Origin of the sequence: Rheinheimera sp. 4Y26 (genome assembly GCF_025245835.1) — a bacterium.
Taxonomy (GTDB): domain Bacteria; phylum Pseudomonadota; class Gammaproteobacteria; order Enterobacterales; family Alteromonadaceae; genus Pararheinheimera.
Map to the genome: position 1 here is coordinate 11,841 of NZ_JAOBWS010000004.1, position 21,783 is coordinate 33,623.

Annotated in this window: 19 protein-coding genes and 2 tRNA genes; 17 read left to right on the forward strand and 4 right to left on the reverse strand. The window is 46.8% G+C overall.

Features of this window, described 5'->3' with window-relative positions; all coding sequences use genetic code 11:
• Window positions 1–22: 22 nt before the first annotated feature.
• The 5 genes from N3Z11_RS06820 (at window position 23) to N3Z11_RS06840 (ending at window position 6,238) form a co-directional block, all read left to right on the forward strand.
• On the forward strand, window positions 23–2,464 hold the full coding sequence (locus N3Z11_RS06820; protein ID WP_260656418.1) for a TonB-dependent siderophore receptor: 2,442 nt from the start codon (window positions 23–25) through the stop codon (window positions 2,462–2,464).
• A gap of 501 nt (window positions 2,465–2,965) precedes the next feature.
• Window positions 2,966–4,090, forward strand: a complete 1,125-nt coding sequence (locus tag N3Z11_RS06825; protein WP_260656419.1) for a hypothetical protein — start codon at window positions 2,966–2,968, stop codon at window positions 4,088–4,090.
• 14 nt (window positions 4,091–4,104) lie between these two features.
• Window positions 4,105–4,584, forward strand: coding sequence for a hypothetical protein (locus tag N3Z11_RS06830; protein ID WP_260656420.1), 480 nt, complete (start codon window positions 4,105–4,107; stop codon window positions 4,582–4,584).
• Between the two features lie 75 nt (window positions 4,585–4,659).
• The gene (locus tag N3Z11_RS06835) at window positions 4,660–5,775 is read left to right on the forward strand and encodes a hypothetical protein (protein ID WP_260656421.1); all 1,116 of its coding nucleotides are present in this window, start codon (window positions 4,660–4,662) and stop codon (window positions 5,773–5,775) included.
• Window positions 5,765–6,238 (forward strand): hypothetical protein, encoded by a 474-nt coding sequence (locus N3Z11_RS06840; RefSeq protein ID WP_260656422.1) that lies wholly within the window; start codon window positions 5,765–5,767, stop codon window positions 6,236–6,238. Before N3Z11_RS06835 ends, N3Z11_RS06840 begins: the two co-directional genes overlap by 11 nt.
• Before the next feature lie 627 nt (window positions 6,239–6,865).
• Here the strand turns inward: N3Z11_RS06840 and N3Z11_RS06845 are convergent.
• Window positions 6,866–6,942: transfer RNA gene (locus N3Z11_RS06845), tRNA-Met, on the reverse strand.
• A gap of 84 nt (window positions 6,943–7,026) precedes the next feature.
• A tRNA-Met gene (locus N3Z11_RS06850) sits at window positions 7,027–7,103 on the reverse strand.
• 229 nt (window positions 7,104–7,332) lie between these two features.
• Between N3Z11_RS06850 and rlmKL the strand changes: the two genes are divergently transcribed.
• The 5 genes from rlmKL (at window position 7,333) to rmf (ending at window position 14,032) form a co-directional block, all read left to right on the forward strand.
• Window positions 7,333–9,453: a bifunctional 23S rRNA (guanine(2069)-N(7))-methyltransferase RlmK/23S rRNA (guanine(2445)-N(2))-methyltransferase RlmL gene (rlmKL, locus tag N3Z11_RS06855; RefSeq protein WP_260656423.1), complete on the forward strand. Its 2,121-nt coding sequence runs from the start codon at window positions 7,333–7,335 to the stop codon at window positions 9,451–9,453.
• Window positions 9,453–9,689, forward strand: coding sequence for a glutaredoxin family protein (locus N3Z11_RS06860; protein ID WP_260656424.1), 237 nt, complete (start codon window positions 9,453–9,455; stop codon window positions 9,687–9,689). Before rlmKL ends, N3Z11_RS06860 begins: the two co-directional genes overlap by 1 nt.
• Window positions 9,690–9,693: 4 nt before the next feature.
• Complete coding sequence (locus tag N3Z11_RS06865) at window positions 9,694–11,616, forward strand: ATP-binding cassette domain-containing protein (RefSeq protein WP_260656425.1); 1,923 nt, start codon at window positions 9,694–9,696, stop codon at window positions 11,614–11,616.
• 12 nt (window positions 11,617–11,628) lie between these two features.
• The gene (locus N3Z11_RS06870) at window positions 11,629–13,353 is read left to right on the forward strand and encodes a DUF3466 family protein (RefSeq protein ID WP_260656426.1); all 1,725 of its coding nucleotides are present in this window, start codon (window positions 11,629–11,631) and stop codon (window positions 13,351–13,353) included.
• A gap of 496 nt (window positions 13,354–13,849) precedes the next feature.
• Window positions 13,850–14,032 (forward strand): ribosome modulation factor, encoded by a 183-nt coding sequence (gene rmf, locus N3Z11_RS06875; protein WP_260656427.1) that lies wholly within the window; start codon window positions 13,850–13,852, stop codon window positions 14,030–14,032.
• Between the two features lie 226 nt (window positions 14,033–14,258).
• On the opposite strand, the gene fabA is transcribed toward rmf, so the two are convergent.
• Complete coding sequence (gene fabA / locus N3Z11_RS06880) at window positions 14,259–14,771, reverse strand: 3-hydroxyacyl-[acyl-carrier-protein] dehydratase FabA (RefSeq protein WP_260656428.1); 513 nt, start codon at window positions 14,769–14,771, stop codon at window positions 14,259–14,261.
• Between the two features lie 138 nt (window positions 14,772–14,909).
• Here fabA and N3Z11_RS06885 point away from each other — a divergent pair, with 138 nt between their 5' ends.
• Together N3Z11_RS06885 and N3Z11_RS06890 are read left to right on the forward strand one after the other, a co-directional pair.
• Window positions 14,910–15,167 (forward strand): hypothetical protein, encoded by a 258-nt coding sequence (locus N3Z11_RS06885; RefSeq protein WP_260656429.1) that lies wholly within the window; start codon window positions 14,910–14,912, stop codon window positions 15,165–15,167.
• Window positions 15,168–15,291: 124 nt separating this feature from the next.
• A complete protein-coding gene (locus N3Z11_RS06890; protein WP_260656430.1) occupies window positions 15,292–16,146 on the forward strand; it encodes a 6-pyruvoyl trahydropterin synthase family protein in 855 nt (284 codons plus the stop codon).
• A gap of 82 nt (window positions 16,147–16,228) precedes the next feature.
• Here N3Z11_RS06890 and N3Z11_RS06895 read toward each other — a convergent pair whose 3' ends face one another.
• Window positions 16,229–18,055 carry a M61 family metallopeptidase gene (locus N3Z11_RS06895; protein WP_260656431.1) on the reverse strand — a complete coding sequence of 609 codons (1,827 nt, stop codon included), beginning with the start codon at window positions 18,053–18,055 and terminating at the stop codon, window positions 16,229–16,231.
• A 64-nt stretch (window positions 18,056–18,119) separates the two neighbouring features.
• Here N3Z11_RS06895 and hinT point away from each other — a divergent pair, with 64 nt between their 5' ends.
• From hinT to N3Z11_RS06920, 5 genes are all read left to right on the forward strand, one after another.
• On the forward strand, window positions 18,120–18,470 hold the full coding sequence (gene hinT / locus N3Z11_RS06900; RefSeq protein ID WP_260656432.1) for a purine nucleoside phosphoramidase: 351 nt from the start codon (window positions 18,120–18,122) through the stop codon (window positions 18,468–18,470).
• A gap of 98 nt (window positions 18,471–18,568) precedes the next feature.
• On the forward strand, window positions 18,569–18,967 hold the full coding sequence (locus tag N3Z11_RS06905; RefSeq protein ID WP_260656433.1) for an acyl-CoA thioesterase: 399 nt from the start codon (window positions 18,569–18,571) through the stop codon (window positions 18,965–18,967).
• A 78-nt stretch (window positions 18,968–19,045) separates the two neighbouring features.
• Entirely contained in the window at window positions 19,046–19,513 is a 468-nt protein-coding gene (locus N3Z11_RS06910) for a DUF962 domain-containing protein (protein ID WP_260656434.1), read from the forward strand.
• 184 nt (window positions 19,514–19,697) lie between these two features.
• Window positions 19,698–20,777 (forward strand): sensor histidine kinase, encoded by a 1,080-nt coding sequence (locus N3Z11_RS06915; RefSeq protein ID WP_260656435.1) that lies wholly within the window; start codon window positions 19,698–19,700, stop codon window positions 20,775–20,777.
• Complete coding sequence (locus N3Z11_RS06920) at window positions 20,761–21,588, forward strand: LytR/AlgR family response regulator transcription factor (protein ID WP_260656436.1); 828 nt, start codon at window positions 20,761–20,763, stop codon at window positions 21,586–21,588. The genes N3Z11_RS06915 and N3Z11_RS06920 overlap by 17 nt, the downstream gene beginning before the upstream one ends.
• Window positions 21,589–21,783 lie beyond the last annotated feature (195 nt).

Consider the following 21,783-nt stretch of genomic DNA (forward strand, 5'->3'; position numbering starts at 1 on the left):
CAATCAACACGGGAGCTAGACGATGAAAATACAACAGATAAAACCTGCTTATCTTGCGCTGGCGGTCAGCCTGGCCCTGGGCAGTGGTTATGCACAGGCACAACAGAATGAGTCAAAGGCACAGCCTGCCGATGACAGTAAAACTCAGTCTGAGCCTGCAGCCGGTGCAGGCCTTGATTTTGAGCGTATTGTGGTGACAGGCGCTGTTGCCCGTAAACAAACTGTGATGCAATCAAGCGTCTCGGTCAGCACTTTAACGCCCACTGATATTGAAGTGGCAACCCCACGCAGCACGGCGGAGATTTTCCGTATGTTGCCTGGCGTGCGCAGTGAATCGACCGGCGGTGAAGGCAATGCCAATATTGCCGTGCGCGGTTTACCTGTTGCATCGGGCGGTGCCAAGTTCTTAGCACTGCAGGAAGATGGTTTGCCTGTACTGCAATTTGGCGATATCGCCTTTGGGAATGCCGATATCTTTTTGCGATCTGACGCCACCTTAGCCCGTCTGGATGTGATCCGGGGTGGGTCAGCCAGCACAGCCGCCAGCAATTCACCCGGCGGTATTATTAATTTTGTCAGTAAAACCGGTGAAAACGAAGGCGGCAGTATCGCCTTAACCAATGGCCTGAATTACGACACTTTGCGCACCGACTTTGAATATGGTGGTGATATCAATGCAGAAACCCGCTTTCATATCGGTGGTTTTGTCCGGCAGGGCGAAGGTGTAAGGGATCCGGGTTATCAGGGCGAAAGCGGTTATCAGCTCAAAGCCAACCTGACCCGCGAATTTGACAGCGGTTATGTACGGTTATATCTGAAACACCTGAACGACAAAGCCGCCAGTTACATGCCAATGCCGATGCTGGCGGATGGCAGCTCGGTTGCCGGTTTTGATGCAAAGCGTGACACTTTACAGTCGGCCTATTTAACCCAAACTGTGCGCCTTAACGGCGATAATCAAATATCCCGCGGTGATGTGCGTGACGGTATGAACCCACAGGTGAACAGTGTGGGTGCTGAAGCTGTGTTTGAGTTGCCGGAAGGCTGGACCATGGAAAACCGCTTTCGTTTAAGCGATATCAGCGGCAATTTTATCACCCTGTTCCCGGCAGAAGTTGGCGATAGTCAACAAATGGCAAACAGTATTGCAGGCGCTGGGGCAGCACTGAGTTACGCTGTGGGGCCAAATGCGGGTCAGGCCTATAACGCAAAAAATGCCATGCGTATTCATACTTTTGATGTTGAGCTCAATGACTTTGGTTCTATCGTCAATGATCTGAAATTGTCCCGCAGCTTTGGCGATGTGGATGTTAACCTTGGGTATTATGTTGCCGACCAGAACATCAGTATGTCCTGGTTGTGGAACAGTTATCTGATGGCACTCAAAGGGGACAATGCTGAGCTTTTGAATGTGACTGCTGCCGATGGCACCGCGTTTTCCGAACAAGGTTTAGTCGCTTATGGCGTGCCCTATTGGGGCAATTGTTGTCAGCGTAATTACGATACCAGCTACAGCATAAAAGCGCCTTATGCCGGTTTGAGCTGGGCTTTTGGCAGCTTGTCACTGGACGCCAGTGTGCGTCGTGATAATGGTGATGCGTCCGGCACTTATGCTGGCGCTGCACAAAGTGCACGGGATATGAATAACGACGGCGTAATCAGCCGTGTTGAGCAAAGTGTGTCCGGTATCAATCTGGCCCAGCCAAACCTGGTCAACTATAGCTGGGGTTATAACTCCTATTCCGCCGGCGCCAACTATCAGCTTGAGACAGACTGGGCGCTGTTTGCCCGTGTCAGTCAGGGTGGCCGTGCCAATGCGGATCGTTTGTTATTCGGCAAGGTAAATGCCGATGGCAGCGTGGCCAAAGAAGATGCCGTTGATGAAGTGACTCAGTATGAATTTGGCAGTAAAAGCCGTCATGGTGATTTAAATCTGTTTGCGACGGCCTTTTACGCCGAAACCGAAGAGCAGAATTTTGAAGCGACCAGCCAGCGCTTTTTTGATCGGGTTTATCAGGCGCAAGGCCTGGAGCTGGAGAGCAGCTACCGCTTAGGTGATTTGGAACTGCGCGGCTCTGTCACGCTGACCGATGCCGAAATCAGCAAAGATGCGTTAAATCCGGAGCTGGTCGGTAATAAACCACGGCGCCAGGCGGATCTGTTGTATAGCCTGCTGGCCCGTTATTACCTGGAAAAAGCCCAGCTGGGATTCAGCATTATTGGCAGCAGTGACGCTTATGCGCAGGATAATAACGACCTGAAGTTCAGTGGTTATGCGCAGGTCAACGCCTTTGCCAGCTACAATTTGGCGCAAAACCTTGATCTGTCAGTGAATATTAACAACCTCTTTGACAAAGTTGGTTTAACCGAAGCAGAAGAGGGCTCAGTGCCGGCCAACGGTATTATCCGTGCCCGTACTATTAATGGCCGTACCGCCTCACTGGGTTTGAAGTATCAGTTTTAAGTCTGTAAGTTTTAATTAAAAATACCCCGCACTGGCGGGGTATTTTTTTAACTGGCGAGCAAGTATGAAGAGTTAGCATCTGCATCCAACGGATATTTGCATTTAATTTCCCACCTCATTACAACCTGTCCTCACCACCTGTTGCAGGTGAATCACACCACCACGTTTATGCAAAGTACCACTTCGTCGAAAAGTGGCTTTGTACCAGGAGTTGCCATGAGTTTGTGATGCAGTTAACGTCCGCTTTGACCTTAAAGCGGACATTGCTAAGACCGAATGAACCGCAGCTCTCGAAAGATTCGAAACATTAAAACATTGCCAACAGGTTAACAATACGTGCATTATTCAGCTCAATTTTTAGTTGATAATCAATATATAAAGTATCAGTACGACGGATGCACACCGTTTAAAACCGGTGAATCTTGGTTGCAAATGTTGGTATGACGACCCTACCTACTGCATGCATTTGGCAATGCAATTGGTAACTCGATAGTTTCGTCAATGATGCCAGCCACACCGCAGCAAGCGGAAAAGAAAGCAGAAGTTGCAGCAGAGCAAGCCAAACGCCGTGGAGCTTCACCGAGGCAAGTTGAAGCCATCAAGCTTGAAACTTACGCCCGAGAGCGGGGCGCTGTGGTTGAACCTGTCACGACCACTGCGGATGGTCGCAGTACCAGTGTGACATTACGCGGTGAAGAGCATACCGGCTTTAGGTTATCCAATGGCAAAGACACAGCGCTGATTGATTACAGTGCCGGTCTGGATGCGGTATCGGACTTCCTTGGCGACAGCCCGGCACGGGATTTAAGCATGCAGTATGCGGCACAAGTGATGACTATCCAGCAGAAATCCCAACAGGCATTTGACGATGGTTATAACCGTGGTTTTGTAAGTTCGGTACGTTCTGGAGTTAGAGCGCAGCAACAGCAACAACTGCAAACGTCACGTCAACTCGATGTAATTAACCAGCAGCGATACAATGAAACAAAGAATGCGATGTCATTTGGCGAAAAGGTGACGATGGCTGGGTTTAAGCACGGTGATTTTATTTTAACTGCACACATTGATGCGTTTACATTGCTCACGGATCCAAATGCAATATTTAAACTCGAAGAACGTACTGATAAAGTGATTAGCCAAGGATATCTGGCTAAAGGAGAAGAGCTTTCTTATCGAATGGCAAAGGAGATTTATGATAGAGGCCTTGACGATTTTGTCCTCAGAGTCGATGGTCGTGTAATTGGAACAGTAGGTCCGATGGTCACACCATTTCCATTAGATAGTTTAAAAGTTCATGGAAGTGTAGGTACGAGCCCAGCTGGTCGAATTTTTGACGGCGATTATGATTTCCTAGAAGGTAATGGCACACTGAATCAGACAATACCGAGTGGTGCTGGTCTGCTTGATTCTACTATCATATATAGTAGGAATCAGTTAAATCACATCGCGTACTCGCAGCATTCTCCTAACGGAAAACCTTATCATATTGAATATACTTACAATGATAACGATTTAATGTATGGTAGGAAGAATTATGCTCCTTGGAAACTTGATGTTGATCCTTCATATGCTGATTCATATGCGTCTTATCTAACTAAGTATCCAAGAAATAAGGGGTTAAAGTGATAAAGTGCGTCAAAATGCTCATTGCCATCGCTGGGATTTTATTTTTTTTGTTTGTTTTCTTTGAAGATGAAATTAGGCTTGGTTGGGGGTACGATATAAAATACCGAGGAACAGGTGAGTGGTTTGTAAGTCGGTATGATAAGGTTGTTGTCGAGCCAGCGTTGTTTGATTATCAGATTTTGTCTGGTTACCTTGTAGCGATTGGTTTGCCAACTCAAGATATAGTTTGCAATCATAAACCTATGAGAGTGTATATCGATAGTCCTGTTTATTATGTTTTGAAGCTGGATGAAACAATTTTAAAAAGTTTTCTAAATAAGTCTGACTTTGATAAAACGCTTGGTGATTTGTTACTTAGCAAAGATGTAAATTTAAATTACTCATTGTTGGATGACTTATTTCGATATGGTCATAGGTTGGATAGTAGTTCAGATTATTCTGAATGTTTAGATGGCTATAACTTGAGTGGAAAACAAGTTGTTACCAGCAAATAGCTATAAATAATAATTCTGGATAGAACAAAGCCCCTATACTGGGGCTTTGTTCTATCCGATGCTTTTGGCAATGCGTTGGGGAACTCGATTGTCTCCAAACTCAGCCAGCCGAAAGGTTACCAAATCGGTGATGAAATCACTGTCGATGGCCAAAAAGGTTATGTGGCTGGTGTGGATGCCAATGGCGAGCCGACATCGATTAGTCATAGTGCGGACAATCTGCGAGTTGAGCGTGAACAGCTTGCAGAGTGGCGAATGCAAGACATGATACAGCAGCTTCCATCGAATGGTTTTGACCGTTTGAGGGGGGCTGATTCAGGATTTATTGTAAATGATGCTTCAAGAAAGCAGCGCTACGATACTTATTCGAATTCTTTAGAAAAACTTAAAGATTTTAATTCAAAACAGTTGCGAAAATTGATCAATGGAACGGCATCGATTGAAGATCGAACTATATTAGCCGGTGTCTTAACTGCCGGGCGAAGTGGCGACGAGCGCTACAGAGCATATCTTGAAAATGTTGATACTCAAATGCTTAACCAGTTATCTAAAGTTGACCGGTTTGAAGTCATGTTTGATATTTTCGCGACAGGTATCAATCCAAAAAGTACAGAGTTTGAAAAAATTAATGGTGTCTTATATCCATCTATGACGTTTACTGATGGCCCAATTATTGATGCTTTATCTGGCACAGAGTCAATCGACTTCGTTAGGCAAAAGCTCTCAGTTGACCCATCCGTTTCACTAGAAAATGTCCGTGGAGCTTGGTTTGACTTCAGTTACCCTATCAAGCACACCAATCAATGGATGAATAATATGCTTGAAGCAATAGTATCAGGTGGCAATATGTTGGAAGCATATGATCCACGTGGTTATAGGGCTATGAATAAAGCTGGTGAAAATTTCTTCGGCAATGTTGGTGGATGGTTTGAATCACGAATTAACTCAACATTGGGTGTGAATTCAAATTGGTCACCTAATAATAATTTTGATTGGGATCAGCATTTTATTGGCAGCTACAGTGTTGAGAAAGCTTATATAACTTCAACCACTAGAATGCAAGTTAGAGCATCAAATGCAACTTCGTGGAGCTCAATGACTCCATATTTTGCAAATAGTTATACAGATTCTGGCCCATTTAGAACTTTTATCTGGAATTACCATTGGAGCGAGGCTTTTAATGGCAAATAATAAAATTATAGTATTTGGGACGTTGCTGGCATGTTCGTTGGCGGCTTCATTTTTATTAAATCTCAATATTTTTTCTAGGGCAGTTTCGGATTCGCTTGCAGAGAGTAAAAAAGATGGGGTAATCATTTACGGTATATACATAAGTGATTTTGGTGAGCAATTAACACTTCGTGAAGATGGATCGTATACCTATCATAAAGTATTAGTTACTGGGGAGGACTACAAATTCTCTGGCCAGTTTTATTTTTCGGAAGAGGAAAATTTTGAAAGTGGAAAGTTAAACAAAGTAATTAAGTTTAAGGACTATGCAAGTACATTTGATGCCTGGAAGAACGATAAATCGGTACCGAAGGGTTCCACTTTCCATGTATTTTTTGGTACAACGGGCTCTGTTAAATTTTGCAATTATGGTGGTTTGCATGGTGATTACAATTGTTTTAGACCTGTCAAAGAGCTTCGATAAATCAAGGCTGCATTAAATTGATTGAGCCCCTTCGTTGAAACAGGGGCTTTGTTTTACCCGATGCATTTGGCAATGCGTTGGGTAAACGGAAAAACGAATGTCTCCGGTAAATTGAGGTGACGTTTTGCACCCAACGCAGCAGACGTTTTATTTGAGCGGTCCGGCAACGCTCCGCTTGTTTATTGCGAACATCAAATGGCGGGTAGAACCTGCAAATTTCAGTTACAAAAAACCGACATCAAGCTGGCTTTTAAGTTGGCAGCTTGAGTCGCCCGGTTTTTTTGAGAGCGAACCGGCGACCTTCGGGTTATCTGTTCGGCATGTCTGTTGTCATTACCAAATTTCAGATACAAAAAAACCGACATCAAGTCGGCCTTTAAGTTGGTTGCTGGAGTCGCCCGGTGTTTTAGACAGCGAACCGGCGATCTTCGGGTGGTGAAGCAGTGAGCCTGAATTTTAGATACAAAAAAACCGACATCAAGTCGGCTTTTAAGTTGGTTGCTGGAGTCGCCCGGTTTTTTTGAGAGCGAACCGACGACCTTCGGGTTATTTATTTCGAGTACCAAAGTACAGATACAACCCTGAATTTCAGATACAAAAAAACCGACATCAAGTCGGCTTTTAAGTTGGTTGCGGGAGCCGGATTTGAACCGACGACCTTCGGGTTATGAGCCCGACGAGCTACCAGGCTGCTCCATCCCGCGTCCGAAAATTACATTTGAGCAGATAATGTAATTGTTCTACTGCAATGATTTTTATTGTCTGAACCTTGTTAAGTTTCAGCAAGTTGGTTGCGGGAGCCGGATTTGAACCGACGACCTTCGGGTTATGAGCCCGACGAGCTACCAGGCTGCTCCATCCCGCGTCCGTCATTGCGGGGCGCATCTTATGGTTTTTAACTGCTGATGGCAAGTCACAATTTTGATTTAGCGGCTATTTTGCAACTGACTGCTGCTTTAATCGGCAATCTGCTGCTTTATTGGCTGATCCCAACTAAATTAGCCACCAAATGCAGCCGTGAAGCGCAAAAACGCACGGCGGATTTAACAAAGCTTCTGCTATAATGCGCGCCAATTTGCCAAAAGGTAGTGTATATGCAGGAATTCTGGGCCTTAACCTCGAAAGGGGTTGAAGAAGTGTTAGCCACCGAAATTAAACAACATGGCGGTGAAGTTGTAAAACTGGGTTTGGGTATGGTGCGTTTTACCGCCACGACCGAAACCGCCTATCGTTTGTGTTTATGGTCGCGGCTGGCCACCCGGATCATGCGCCAGATAGCAGCTGTGGCTATTGATGAACAAAGTGATGTTTATCAGGTCGCAAGCGCCATTGACTGGTCGCAGTATATGAAGGTGAACCAAAGCTTAGCGCTGGAGTGTGTGGGCAAACACCCAACTATCGATAACACCCAGTTTGGCGCTATGCGCGTGAAAGATGCGATTTGCGACCAATTTCGCAATAAAACCGGCGAAAGACCCAATGTGGACAGGCTGGAGCCTGATGTCCGTTTTCAGCTGAGGATGGAGCGCACCCATTTTTATTTTGCCCAGGATTTTTCCGGCCCTTCGTTACATCAGCGTGGTTACCGTAAAGAGCAGGGCGAAGCGCCTTTAAAAGAACATCTGGCGGCAGCACTGCTTATTCGCTCCGGCTGGCAGTTTAACCAGCCGCTGCTCGACCCATTTTGTGGCTCCGGCACTTTATTAATTGAAGCGGCTTTAATGGCCCGTAATCTGGCGCCTGGTTTAAAACGTCCGCATTTTGCATTTGAAAAACTGCAGGATTTTGACGCCTCTTTATGGCACCAGTTGCGTGCCGACGCTTTAGCGGCGCGCCGCGCTATTGAACCTGGTGTGCGTTTTATTGGTTTTGACCTGGATAGCCGCTCGCTGGAAAAAGCACGGCAAAATGCCAACAGAGCAGGGCTCAGTGATTTAATTGAGCTAAAACAAGGTGATGCCACCAGGCTTGAAGCTATTGAAGGCCTGACACCAGGTGTGATTGTGACCAACCCGCCTTATGGTGAGCGGTTAAGTGATTTACCTGCGCTTATTCCGGTGTATGCCGAATTTTCGCTTAGGTTAAAACAACATTTTGCCGGTTGGCGTTTGGCGGTTATCACCTCCAACAGCGACTTATTGCGGGCGCTGAAATTATCCAAACTGAAAAACTATAAGTTTAACAACGGTCCGCTGGAATGTGACTTTAGCTTGTTTGATCTCACCGAAAAACAGGTGCAGGTGAACAGTGCAGCGCCAGCGCAGTTTTTTGCCGAAAGTGATTCTTTTGCCAACAGACTAAAGAAAAACGTGAAGCAACTGGAAAAGTGGGCCAAACGCGAGAATATCAGCTGTTATCGTTTGTATGATGCTGATATTCCGGAATATAACGTCGCCGTTGACTGGTACGACGGTGAAGTGGTGATCCATGAATACGCAGCGCCCGCTAATGTTGATGAGCAGATAGCACAAAAACGTTTATTTGATATTGTGAATTTAACACCCAAGGTGCTGGGTATTCCGGCCGACAAAATGGTGCTGAAAGTTCGCGAAAAACAAAAAGGCAAAGAGCAGTACCAGGTGCTGGCCAAAGCCGGTCAGTACAAAGTGGTTAGCGAATATGGTGCTAAGTTCTGGGTGAACCTGCGTGATTATCTTGATACCGGTTTGTTTTTGGATCACCGCGTGACCCGTCGTGCTATTCAACAACAAAGTAAAAACAAAGCGGTGTTAAACCTGTTTGCCTACACCGGCACAGCCTCAGTGCATGCAGCCCTTGGTGGCGCTCGTAATGTCACCACTGTTGATATGTCTAACACTTACCTCGACTGGGCCAAACGCAATTTTGAATTAAATCAGCTCAGTGGCAAACAGTATCAGTTTGTACAGGACAACGTGCTGGATTGGCTTAAAGGCTGTAAAAACCAGTTTGATCTGATTTTTGTAGACCCACCCACTTTTTCCAACTCAAAACGGATGGAAGATACCTGGGATGTGCAACGTGACCATGTAAAACTTTTGAATATGCTGACGACTTTGGTGGCGCCAGGCGGCAAGGTGATCTTCTCCAACAACAAACGCCGTTTTAAGCTGGACTACGACGCGCTACAACAAGCCGGCTGGCAGATCAAAGATATCTCCGCTGCCAGTTTGCCGGAAGATTTTAAACGTAATGTGCATATTCATGTTTGTTTTGAACTGACACGGGCAGCCTGATGCAAGCAGTGACTTTATACAGCACCTGGGGCTGCCATTTGTGTGAAGAGGCCGAGGCGCTACTTAAGCAGGCCGCTGTCAATTTTCAGCTGGTTGATATAGTCGACGACGAGCAGGCTTTTGCCACATTTCGGCTGCATATTCCGGTGGTTGCAATAGAACAACAATATTTGTACTGGCCTTTTGACCTGGATGCCCTGACGGCTTTTGTCAAAACTCACAGTAATAAAGGATAAGAGTGTGGAATTATTACGTTTTCAGCAAGCGAGTTTAGCTTTTGGCACCAACCCTGTGCTGGATAAAGTCGACTTTAGTTTATTCGCCGGTGAGCGGGTGTGTTTAGTCGGCCGCAACGGTGCCGGTAAATCCACCATGCTGAAATTGCTGACCGGTCAGCAGAATCTAGATGATGGCCAGATAGTTAAGCAAAACAATGTGTTATTAAGCCGCTTGGAGCAAGACCCGCCAGCACGGGTGGATGTAAAAATTGCCGATTTTATCCGTGAAGGCGCCGGTGATTTAGCGCAAAAGCTGCATGATTTTTATCAGTTATCTGACCATTTAAGCGAAGCAACAGATGCCCAGATGCACCATTTTGGCGAGTTACAGGCCGAACTGGACGCCCGTGATGGCTGGCAGCTGGAAGCCCGTATTCTGCAACTGTGCGAACAGTTCGAAATGAACCCCGAAGCAACTTTGGCGTCACTTTCTGGCGGTTGGCTGCGTAAAGCGGCTTTAGCCCGTGCCTTGGTGGCAAAACCCAATATTCTGCTGCTCGATGAGCCGACTAACCATCTGGATGTGGCGGCTATTCAGTGGCTGGAGCAGTTTTTAATTAATTTTAGCGGCGCCATTATTTTTGTATCACACGACCGGGCTTTTATCCGCGCTGTGGCTACCCGCATTATTGATTTAGACCGTGGCATTTTAACCTCACATCCTGGCAACTACGCTGAGTATCTGGAGCGTAAACAAAAAATGCTGGAAGTTGAGCAGTCGCATAACGCCTTGTTTGATAAAAAGCTGGCCGAAGAAGAAGTGTGGATCCGTCAGGGCATTAAAGCCCGCCGTACCCGTAATGAAGGCAGGGTGCGGGCGTTAAAAGAGCTGCGAAAAGAGCGGGCGGCCAGGGTTGAACAGTTGGGTAAAGTTGATTTTGCCATCGAGCAGGCGGCTAAATCAGGCAAGCTGGTGTTTGAAGGTAAAAAGCTGAATTTGTCCTTTGATGGCAAAAAAGTAATGGACGATCTGGATCTGTTACTGATGCGCGGTGACCGTGTTGCGTTAGTTGGGCCAAACGGTGTCGGTAAATCCAGCCTGATCAAAGTGTTACTGGACGAATATCAGGTGGAATCCGGTGAAGTCAAACGCGGCACCAATTTAGAAGTCGCCTATTTTGATCAACACCGCATGGCGCTGGATTTAGACAAAACAGTGCAGGACAACGTGGCCGATGGCCGTCAGGAAATTACCCAAAACGGTAATACCCGTCATGTGCTGAGTTATTTGCAGGACTTTTTATTTGCGCCAGCACGCGCCCGTACCCCGGTGCGGGCTTTATCCGGTGGTGAAAAGAACCGTTTATTGCTGGCGCGGCTTTTTGCCAAACCAAGCAATTTACTTATTCTCGACGAACCGACCAACGATCTGGACGTAGAAACGCTGGAACTGCTCGAAGACATTCTGGAGCAGTATCAGGGCACTGTGATTCTGGTCAGCCACGACCGGGAATTTGTGAATAACACAGTCACCAGTTCTTTGTGGTTTGCCGGTGAAGGCAAAATTATTGATATTGCCGGCGACTATAACGACGTAGTTGCCTATCAGCAGCGTTATCAGCAACAAACGAAAACAGTTGTCAAACCACAAGTTTCTGCTGAAATCAAAGCCGAACCTGTGGTACAAACTGCAGCAGCAACTTCAGCATTAAATACCAAGAAGTTATCTTATAAAGAAAAACGCGAACTGGAATTATTGCCTGCTTTGATTGAAAGCCTGGATGCTGAACTCAGCAGCCTGCAAAGCAAGGTCAATGATCCAGATTTTTTCCGGCAAAGCGCCGAAGCCACCACAGCTATATTGAACCAATTGCAGCAGACCGAGTCGAAGCTGGCGCACGCATACGAGCGTTGGGAACAATTAGAAGCATTAAACCAGCAGTAGTAGGGGATTTGAATGAAATTAACGCCTATTTTTTTCGCAATGTTACCGGCTTTATCGGTATTTGCGACTCAGGCTGAAGTCTACCAGGTTGTTGAACTTGGTCCTGTCGACGGTTACAAATCAAGTTTTTCTTCGGCAATCAATAACAGTAATCAGGCAGTGGGTACTATAACGGGTCAGTTTAATTTCCCTGTGGATTTAACTTATGTTGATTTTACCAACTCAGCCATTACCTCGGCCCTGACTGCTGCTGAAATTGAAGAAGTCAAAAAAGGCAATATTAATGACAAGGCGCAAACGGCCCTGCTGAACTATCTGCAGGCTTCTGTCAATGACTATAAGGCACAACGTTTTAGTGACGCTTTTGCCAGCCGTTTAGATAACAAACAACTGCTGAAATTAAGAGAAACAGCACCAGTTCAGACCAACTATGAATATCTGACCGATATCAATGATTTGGGGCAAATTGCAGGTTATGCCAGCGCGCCTTTTAGTGTACAGAGTTTTACCCCGGCAGTGACCGAAACAACACCCAACCCGGCGGCGCAGAGATTGTGGGTGCCGCAACCAGGTTATGTGTTGGGCACTGTCATGACCAATGGCGTGACTGAAACTTTGCCTCCACTTTATACCAATTATGGTGGTGGTTTCTCAGTAGCCCGGGCTATTAGTAACAATGGCAAAGTGGTGGGTTATGGTAGCGTTTCGATGACAGATGCCACCATCAGTGCCATCACTACCGCATGTGTTGGTAAAACTGAACCTGTTGCGCTCTGTTATCACAGCATTGTCAGCAGTCCGCAGAGTATGGCTTATATTAATAACGGCCTGGCTTGGCAGTTGGATGCCAATGGTAAACCGGCTGCTCCGGTACAGTTAGGTTACCTGGGTGATAAAAATACCGGCCTGGCCCATACCAGAACTGATTACCCGGCAGTGCAGTACACGTCCATACCAAATGAAGTTAATGACGCTGGCCTGATTGTCGGCAGTTCTATTTACACCGACAGCACTGACATTCGTTTTAGCCCATTTAGCTTTCGCGATGAGATTTATACCGTCACTCAAGCCACTGTATTTAGCGGCTCTGAGGTGAAACCACTGCTTGATGCAAAAGAATGGGAATTCAGCAACGCTGTGGATGTGAATAATAAAAACATCATTGTCGGTGTGGCGCAGCAAAAGTGGTATACCTATGCCCAGTCGCGAACTGCACAAAAACTCTTTGTTTATGACTACAACAGTAAAACCGTGAGTTTCCCGAATGCATTGTTTGCAACAGCCAATACCATTCCGGAAGCGTTAAACGACAATAATCTGGTAGTAGGTACCACAGAGGCATACACTGAGCAGTCTTCTTCCCGCCGCAATGTGGCGTTTTTATACGACATCAGCACAGATAAATTTACCAACCTCAATACCATGCTCAAATGTGACGCCGGTTATACACTAGTGTCAGCGATGGATATTAACGAAAAAAATGTGATTCTGGCCACAGCAGTCAAAGCTGTTGATAAAAAGGACAGTCAGGGCAATGTGGTCAAAGACAGTGCCGGCAATGTGGTGCGTGAAGAAGTTGCTGTAGCGGTGCAATTAAATCCGGTGGCTGGCGGGACTATCGACAACTGTAGTCCAGCCGAAGATGCGGGTTACGAGCGTAAAGGCGGTAGCACAGGTATGGTGGCGTTATCTTTATTAGCGCTGGCAGGTCTTCTGCGCAGACGCGTGCTGCGTTAATGTTTTAATTATCAGTGTATTAAGCTGTTTAATGCAGATTGGCGCCGGTTTTATGCCTGCGCCAATCTGCTGTTGATTAGCTGGGTTTGCCGATATTGCAGTTTTTACTCTGTTATTACTCCATTCGCTGAATACGCCTCAAATTTTGCTTTCTGTTAAAGGCTAAAGCCTGAGCCGACGTCATGACATCACTCTTATGCTGCGCTGAGGCTGTTGTTTGCCAACCGCGATGTTGTGCCGGATTTTACCCGGGCTACCAGGGGGTTTTAGCGGACTCATTTTGCAAAATCAGAAAACGCCACTAAAACAGAAAAAAAATTTAATTTTTTTTTCATCAAATTGTAATGAAGTTCAGCCGCTTATATTTTGTCAAGTTTTATTCCTGTTTTCTTTGGTTGAACCTTTCCGGTACTGGGGCTATCTATTAACTACAGGCTTATTTCAGGTGACTGAAAAAGTGCTGTGCTCCAATAATACAGTTGAGGAAGACTGCCGTATGAAAAGACAAAAACGTGATCGTCTGGAACGTGCTCATGCTCAAGGTTACCGTGCTGGTGTAACAGGCCGTTCTAAAGAAATTTGTCCGTATCAGAATTTAGATGCGCGCTCGCAATGGTTAGGGGGTTACCGCGAGGCGATGGAAGACCGTGGAGTGGGGCTCTTTAGTAAAGGCCAATAATCTTATCCTTCCCGACGCCTGATGCGTCGCTCAACACAAACCCCACTTCGGTGGGGTTTGTTGTTTTTGGCCTACTTCATTTGGACAGAACAGCGTCAGCTCTGACCGAATACCGAATAACAACCCGGCCGCTGTTTCTTAACGAAATTTAATCAACAACAAAGCCCGCAATAGCGGGCTTTGTTGTTGAAGCAACTTGCTGTTGTGGCTATCGAATAATGGCTAGTTAGAAGCTTGAGGTGTCCTGAAACAGGCCAACTTTTAACTCTTCTGCGGCGTAAATATCGCGGCCGTCGACACTGACCACACCGTCGCCAATCCCCATAAAGAGCTTACGTTTAATCACACGTTTCATATCGATGGTGTAGGTTACTTTTTTCGCTGTTGGCAAAATCTGACCGGTAAATTTCACTTCGCCCACACCCAGAGCACGTCCTTTACCCGGGCCTCCTGACCAACCTAAGAAAAAGCCCACCAGCTGCCACATGGCGTCTAAACCCAGGCAGCCAGGCATTACCGGATCACCCTGAAAATGGCAGCCAAAGAACCACAGATCAGTATTAATATCGAACTCAGCGACAATTTGCCCTTTGCCGTATTTACCACCTTCTTCTGAAATGTGCACGATACGGTCGATCATCAGCATATTGCCGATAGGGAGCTGACTGTTGCCAGGACCAAACAAACGGCCTTCGCCGCAAGCGATTAATTCTTCTTTTGTAAAGCTATTCTGAGTCATGTATGTTAAGTCCGAAAAAAATTGCCGTTCACTTTAGCGAACAGCTGTAAGCTAAACAAGTCCGATTTGTCACAATCACGACGTGCAGCACAGCATTGTGGGTAATTTTGATGAAGATAGTGTGACGGGGAGCAGTGCATGACAGAGCCGGCTAAAAAGACACTCAGCAACGCCGAAAAACAGCAGCGCTACCGGGAGCGGCAAAAGCAGTCCGGACGCAAGGAGCTCAGAGGTTATTTATCGCCTGAAGCCTTAGCCTGCTACGAAGAAATTCAGCAAAAAACCCAGTGGAATGATAGTTTGCTGCTTAGTAACGCTATCCGGCTGATGTATGCAGCTCATAAACTGGGGCAGGTTGGTCTGTTAAATGGCTGGTTGAACGATCATCAACGCTAGAATCATCAGCATTTATTGGCTGTTTTGGCAATGAAATGCGGTGACTTAACGCAACTTTGGGTTAACTCAAAGCTTTGCTTTGACGTATAATGCCGGCAACTTTTTTTGTAGTGACAGGCCCAGCATGATCTTATTTGTCCGCGATTTAACTGTGATTGATTTTTCCTACCTTTGTCAGCAGCGTGGCCTGCTTGGTGAAAGTTATATCGTAGATGTTGAGTTGCACGGTGAATTGAATGCCACTTCGATGGTGTTTGATTTTGGTCACGTCAAAAAAGTGATTAAAAAAGCTATCGACAGCCTGGTTGATCACAAACTGGCGTATCCGGCCAGCGCAGATTGTCTGGTGCAACAGCAGCAGGGGGAAACCCATATTCTGCAGTGGCAAAGTGAGCGCGGTTTAATTCAGATTGCTTCCCCGGCAGAAGCTCATGTTGCTATTCCTGGTCATGCCATTCACGAACAAAGTGTCGCGCTCTTTTTAACGGAGCAAATTACGCCTTTGTTGCCGGCCAATGTTACAGCGCTGAAATTTCAGCTCAGAACTGAGCGCAGTAACAGCTTTTATTATCACTACAGTCATGGTTTGAAAAAACACGACGGTAACTGCCAGCGTATTGCGCATGGCCACCGTTCGACCATTGAGATTTACCAAAATGGCATGCTTTCGCCCAGATTAAATAAGTACTGGACAGAGCGTTGGCAGGACATTTATTTAGGCACCAGTGAAGACCTGGTTAAACCTGAACAGCTGCAATTTATTAAAGCCAATACGGAAGATCACAGTTTCCGTTATCAGGCACCACAAGGCTGGTTTGAAATCAGCTTGCCAAAAAACCATTGTGAAATAGTACCTTGTGATACCACTGTTGAATGCCTGGCTGATTATATCGCTGACCAGTTGCAGCAAATGGAGGCTGCCGACTACAAAGTTGTGGCGTACGAAGGAGTGGGCAAAGGCGCGATAGCCTTTAGCTAACACCTGGTTGTTCGTCTGTTTTGCACCATAACGCCGGCTCTGAGCCGGCGTTATGTTTTCTTTAGTGCAACGCTGCTCTATTTCAGACGCCAGTTGTTTCCGGCTGGGTTTCAGGCCGAGTGTTTAACAGCGATGCCTGTTTTAGCCAATCTGACGCCAGAGTGTCGTTGTCAACTTCCAGCATGGCCACAACCTGTGGCGCTTCACAAACTTCCAGTTGCAGCTTTAACAACCGCTGTTGCCGGAACAGATGTAACTCTAAATGTGCGCCAAGCGGATGGCGGCTTAACATGGCCTGAAAGTTTTTGTCGTTGGCTTTTAGTCCGGCCACAGCAATCAGTAAATCGCCCGCCATCAGGCCTGCGGCTGATGCTGCTGAACCTTCCGCCACTGCGGTAATTTGCAAGCCCTCGTTACTGCTTTGGTATAAAGCGCCAAAGGCTCTGGGGGCGCCACCCTGAGCTTTACCGGATAAATCCTGCGGCGAGTGAGCGCCGCGCCAGTCAAGCTTCACCCCGAGTTTTTGCAGTGAATCACCAAGCGGCAACACTTCAGGGTGTTCAACCCAACGGCGTACTTTTTCAGTGAGATCCGGGTTTTGACTATAAAGCAAAAGTTGCTGCCAGAAATCCTGCTCTTCACTGCCAAGACCCGATACCCCAAAGGCATGCCAGCACTGTTGCATTAATGCATCGAGGCTGAGTCCGGATGCCCTGAGCTCAGCATCGAGGCAAAGTGCCACCAGGCTACCTTTGGCGTAATAACTCACCACAGCGTTGATCGCATTTTCATCTTGCTGATAAAACTTGGTCCAGGCGCTGAAACTGCTTTCTGCCAGACTTTGTCTGCTGTTGCTGGGCGCGCGGCTAACCCGGCTGATGGTTTTTGCCAAAGTGGTCAGATATTGACTGGCGTCGGTAATACCGGCCCGCACCAGGGCTAAATCGTCGTAATAGGAGGTAAAACCTTCATATAACCATAGCTGTGAGGTGTATTGTTCGGCCTGCAGCTGATATTGCAGGAAGCTTGCAGGCTTAGCTCTTTTGACCCACCAGGTGTGGAAGTATTCATGCGAACACAAGGCGAGATAATTCTGATAGTCGTCGCTCAGTTCATCCGGCTGCTGTGGATTGGGTAAATCGTATCTGCTTAACAACAACAAAGTGGAATTGTGGTGCTCGAGCCCACCATAACCGTTGTCGACCACCCAGTTTAAAAACCAATATTCGGTTAAGTCGGCTGGTAAAGCACCAAAAAGGGCAATTTGCTGGGCACAAACCGGTGCCAGGTCGCGCTTGACTCTGTCTAAATCGGCGAGCACTGCGCCAGCATATACCTGATAATGCCGCACACCCTCAAGGTCAAATGAGGTCATGGCAAGCTCGCCGAGCAACAGCGGGCTGTCAATCAGCTGTAAATAATTATCGGCCTGATATTCACCAAAACCTAAAAGTTCTGTGCCTTGTGCACGTTTTAAGCCGGTGGCACAGTGCCAGTCCGGTTTGCCTGATACCTTGGCCATCACCAGCTGATGCGGAAGTTCCGTTAAACCGGCCACAGCCAGGCAGCAGGCTGCCGGGTTCAGCACCGACACTTCGTCATTGATGTAACAGGCCCGCACCGACAAATCGTAAGCATAAACCCGGTAGCTGACCGTCACGGGCTTGGTATTATGCAAAAGCGTCCAGCTGTGTTTATCGTGGGTATGTATCTCTAGCTCGCCATGGCTGTCTTTGGCACGAATAGCCACCACATGTCTGGCAAAATTGCGGATCAGATAACTGCCCGGGATCCAGGCCGGCATGGTTAATAACACAGGGTCGGTGTTTGGTGGGGTAAAACTTAAAGTGACATCTAAATAATGTGCAGTGATATCAGCAATTGAAAAGTGGAAAGCAACCTTGTCCATCACTTATACTCGGCCAACAATAAAAGTGCCAAGTATACCCAAAAGCATCATTGAAGGATCTGAAATGGCTGAAGAAACAATTTTTAGTAAAATTATCCGCCGCGAAATTGCCACCGAGTTGTTATATCAGGATGAGCTGGTTACCGCCTTTCGCGATATTCATCCAAGAGCGCCAACTCATATTCTGATTGTGCCCAATGTGCTGATCCCAACAGTCAACGATGTCGAGCCGCAGCATGAAGCCGCACTTGGCCGGATGTTTACTGTGGCGCGTAAACTGGCCGCTGATGCCGGCATCAGTGAAAAGGGTTACCGGCTTATTATGAACTGCAACAGTCACGGTGGTCAGGAGGTGTATCATATTCATATGCATCTGGTTGGCGGCCAGCCGCTGGGCCCTATGCTGGCGCGTTAAACACACCATTTTTTTATACCTGTTGAGGGCGCGGTTGGCTTTTATGAAAAAGCTCACTAAAATCCGCGCCTTTTGCGCTCTAGTTCAGAGGTATTCTCATGTCTAATGATGCTCAGGTGGCGATTCGTACCGAATATGCCGTGACCCGTGTGACCAAAACAGTTTTTCCAGGCCGCACCAATCATCACAATACCTTATTTGGTGGTGAAGCTCTGGCTTGGATGGATGAAGCTGCTTTTATTGCCGCCACCCGTTTTTGCCGTAAACCGCTGGTCACAGTGTCTTCAGACCGGGTCGACTTTAAAGAATCTATTCCGGCAGGCACCATTATTGAGCTGGTGGCCAGAATTGAACATGTCGGGCGCACCAGTATCAGGGTGAATGTAGATATTTTTGTTGAGAATATGTACAGCGACGACCAGCACAAAGCCATCTCCGGCACCTTTACTTTTGTGGCTTTAGGGCCGGACCGCAAACCAACGCCGGTACTGGGTTAATCAGCCTCTTGTAGTTTGTCAGGCTCGGCGTTAAAGTGGTTTGACCAATCAAAACGACCTTAATCAAGAGCCTGCATAATGAAAACAATAGAGCAATGGCTGGCAGAGTATGCCGAGAGTCATCAAAACCCCATCAATAAAAAGATTCACTTTCTGGCAGTACCGCTGATTTATCTCACCGTCTTTGGTTTGCTGTGGCAAATTCCCATGCCACTTGCAGGTTTTGCCGAACAACAAATCAACTGGCCTTTGTTAATTTGTTTGCCTGTGCTTGGTTTTTATTTCAGTTTGTCTTTTGCCATTGGCGTGGGGATGACCATTTTCAGTGCAGCAATTGTGCTGTTTTTACGCTGGTTTGAATCGGCGGTGATGGTGGATGTATGGCTGGCTTCTTTAGTTCTTTTTGTGCTGATGTGGATATTGCAGTTTATCGGTCATCATATCGAAGGCAAAAAGCCCTCGTTTTTTAAAGATCTGCAATTTCTGCTGATAGGCCCAGCCTGGATTTTAGCTTTTGTGCTGCGCCGTTTTGGCATCCGTTATTAAATTTCTGCTTGCCCCAACTTTTCATTCTGGCTGTTAGAACCTTAGTTCCCGCTTCGCCTGCTGCAACTTACGCTGTTGCATGCGACGAAGCGGGATCCGTCTGAGTTTAATGTTTAAGGCCTACAGCGCTTCTTTGATATAATCCGGCTTGTTCTGTTTTTCCTGTCAGCGCTGAGTATTTAGTTTGCACAAAATTTTTGAAGACCGTCACCGCCAGTTTTGGATCCTGCATACCCTAGGCTGGCTTGGTTTTGCCGTGGTCGGTTATCTGGGCTCATTATTCCAGGAAATGCGTGAAGCCTACATCTTTGTTGTGGCGCTGGATGCTTATGCCGGTTGGCTGCTGTCTATTCCGATGCGTTATGCCTATCAGCGCATCTGGCACTGGGCTCCCTGGAAAATGGTGTTATCTATTCTGGCCATGGCTTTTGTACTGTCCTGCATCTGGACTGTGGTGAAGAATTTTAATTATTGGGAAATTTACCGCCATGGCTACCGGCCGGATGACTGGATCCAGTATTTCCGCCAAACCTCAGTTGGTTTTTATGTGATGCTCAGCTGGAGTGGTTTGTATTTTGGGATCCGTTATTACCAAACCTTGCAGCTGGAAAAACAAAAACTGCTGACAGCGTCGAATAAAGCCCACGAAGCGCAGCTGAAAATGCTGCGGTATCAGCTTAATCCGCATTTTTTATTTAATACGCTGAACGCAGTGTCAACGCTGGTGCTGATCAACGAAGCAGAAACGGCAAACAAAATGCTGAGCCGGCTCAGTGATTTTTTACGCTATTCACTTTATAAAGACCCTATCAATAAGGTTGCGCTGGCGCAGGAAATTTACGCCGCTAATTTGTATCTGGAAATCGAAAAAGTCCGGTTTTCCGAGCGCCTCAGTATTGAATTTGATATTGCCGAAAATACCCAGCAGGCGCTGGTGCCAAGCCTGATTTTGCAGCCTCTGGTTGAAAATGCCATTAAATATGCGGTGGCAAGACAAAGTAGTGGTGGACTGATCAGCATTAAGGCACGTAAGTTTGGTCATGATTTATTAATTGAAGTTGCCGATAACGGCCCTGGTATGCCCGAGCAACCCGACACAGCGCCTGATGGGGGTGGTGTCGGTCTGGTCAATACCCGTGAACGGCTGGCAGCTTTGTATGATAAAAACTTTTCGCTGGTGCTGACACCAAATCAGCCTAAAGGCGTAAAAGTGAATATCCGGATCCCGTTTGAGGTGGAACATAACGATGAAAAACTTGCTTAAAGTCGTAGTTGTAGATGATGAGCCCCTGGCCCGCAAAGGTATGCTGATGCGCCTGGCCGCTTTTGCCGAGCTGCAGGTGGTGGCTGAGTGTAATAACGGTTTATCTGCAGTTGAAGCAATCCGCGACTTAGCGCCGGATGTGGTGTTCCTGGATGTTGAAATGCCGGAGCTGGATGGTTTTGGTGTGTTAAAAATGCTGCAACAGCAAAACATTGAGCTGCCTTATATTATTTTTGTCACTGCTTTTGATCAGTACGCGTTAAACGCCTTTGAAGTCAGTGCGGTCGATTATGTGTTAAAGCCGGTAGAAGGCGAGCGTCTGGCGGCAGCAGTGGAAAAACTGCTGAAAGTCGTAGAAGCTAAAGACGATCATAAACATAAAGGTCAGCTGGCGCAGGCTGTGGCCAAACTGACTGGCGAAGATGCCACAGAAATACTGCAGCGTCTGGATCAGGAAGAGCCGGTGATGAACGACCGTTTCCCTGAAGCCATCAGCATTAAAGACAGTGGTGAAATTACCCGGGTGCCGGTACTCAATATCGATTGGGTGGACGCTGCCGGCGATTATATGTGTATTCACACCAAAGACGGCCAGACCCATATTTTACGCCGCACTATGAAAGAGCTGGAGCAGGAGTTAGACCCACGCCAGTTTGTGCGGGTGCATCGTTCGGCCATTGTGAATGTGAACACTATTGCCAAGTTACAGATGCTGGCTAATGGCGAGCACCAGTTAATGCTGACCAATGGCCAGGCGGTAAAAGTTAGCCGCAGCTATAAAGACAGGGTCAAAACTGTATTTAGCGCCTGAAAAAAGGGAGTAGATAACCTGCGGTAGCTGGTGGCTGATGCGGCCGCTACAGAGGAAAAAACCGGCTTTGATGCCGGTTTTTTTATTGCTTTTTTTATTTTAATCTTTGGCAGGGTAAAGCGCTGATATAAGCTATTGCATTGATATTATTGTGTTTTTACCTGGCCAAAGAGGTGTTTTTAGCTGCATCCGAAA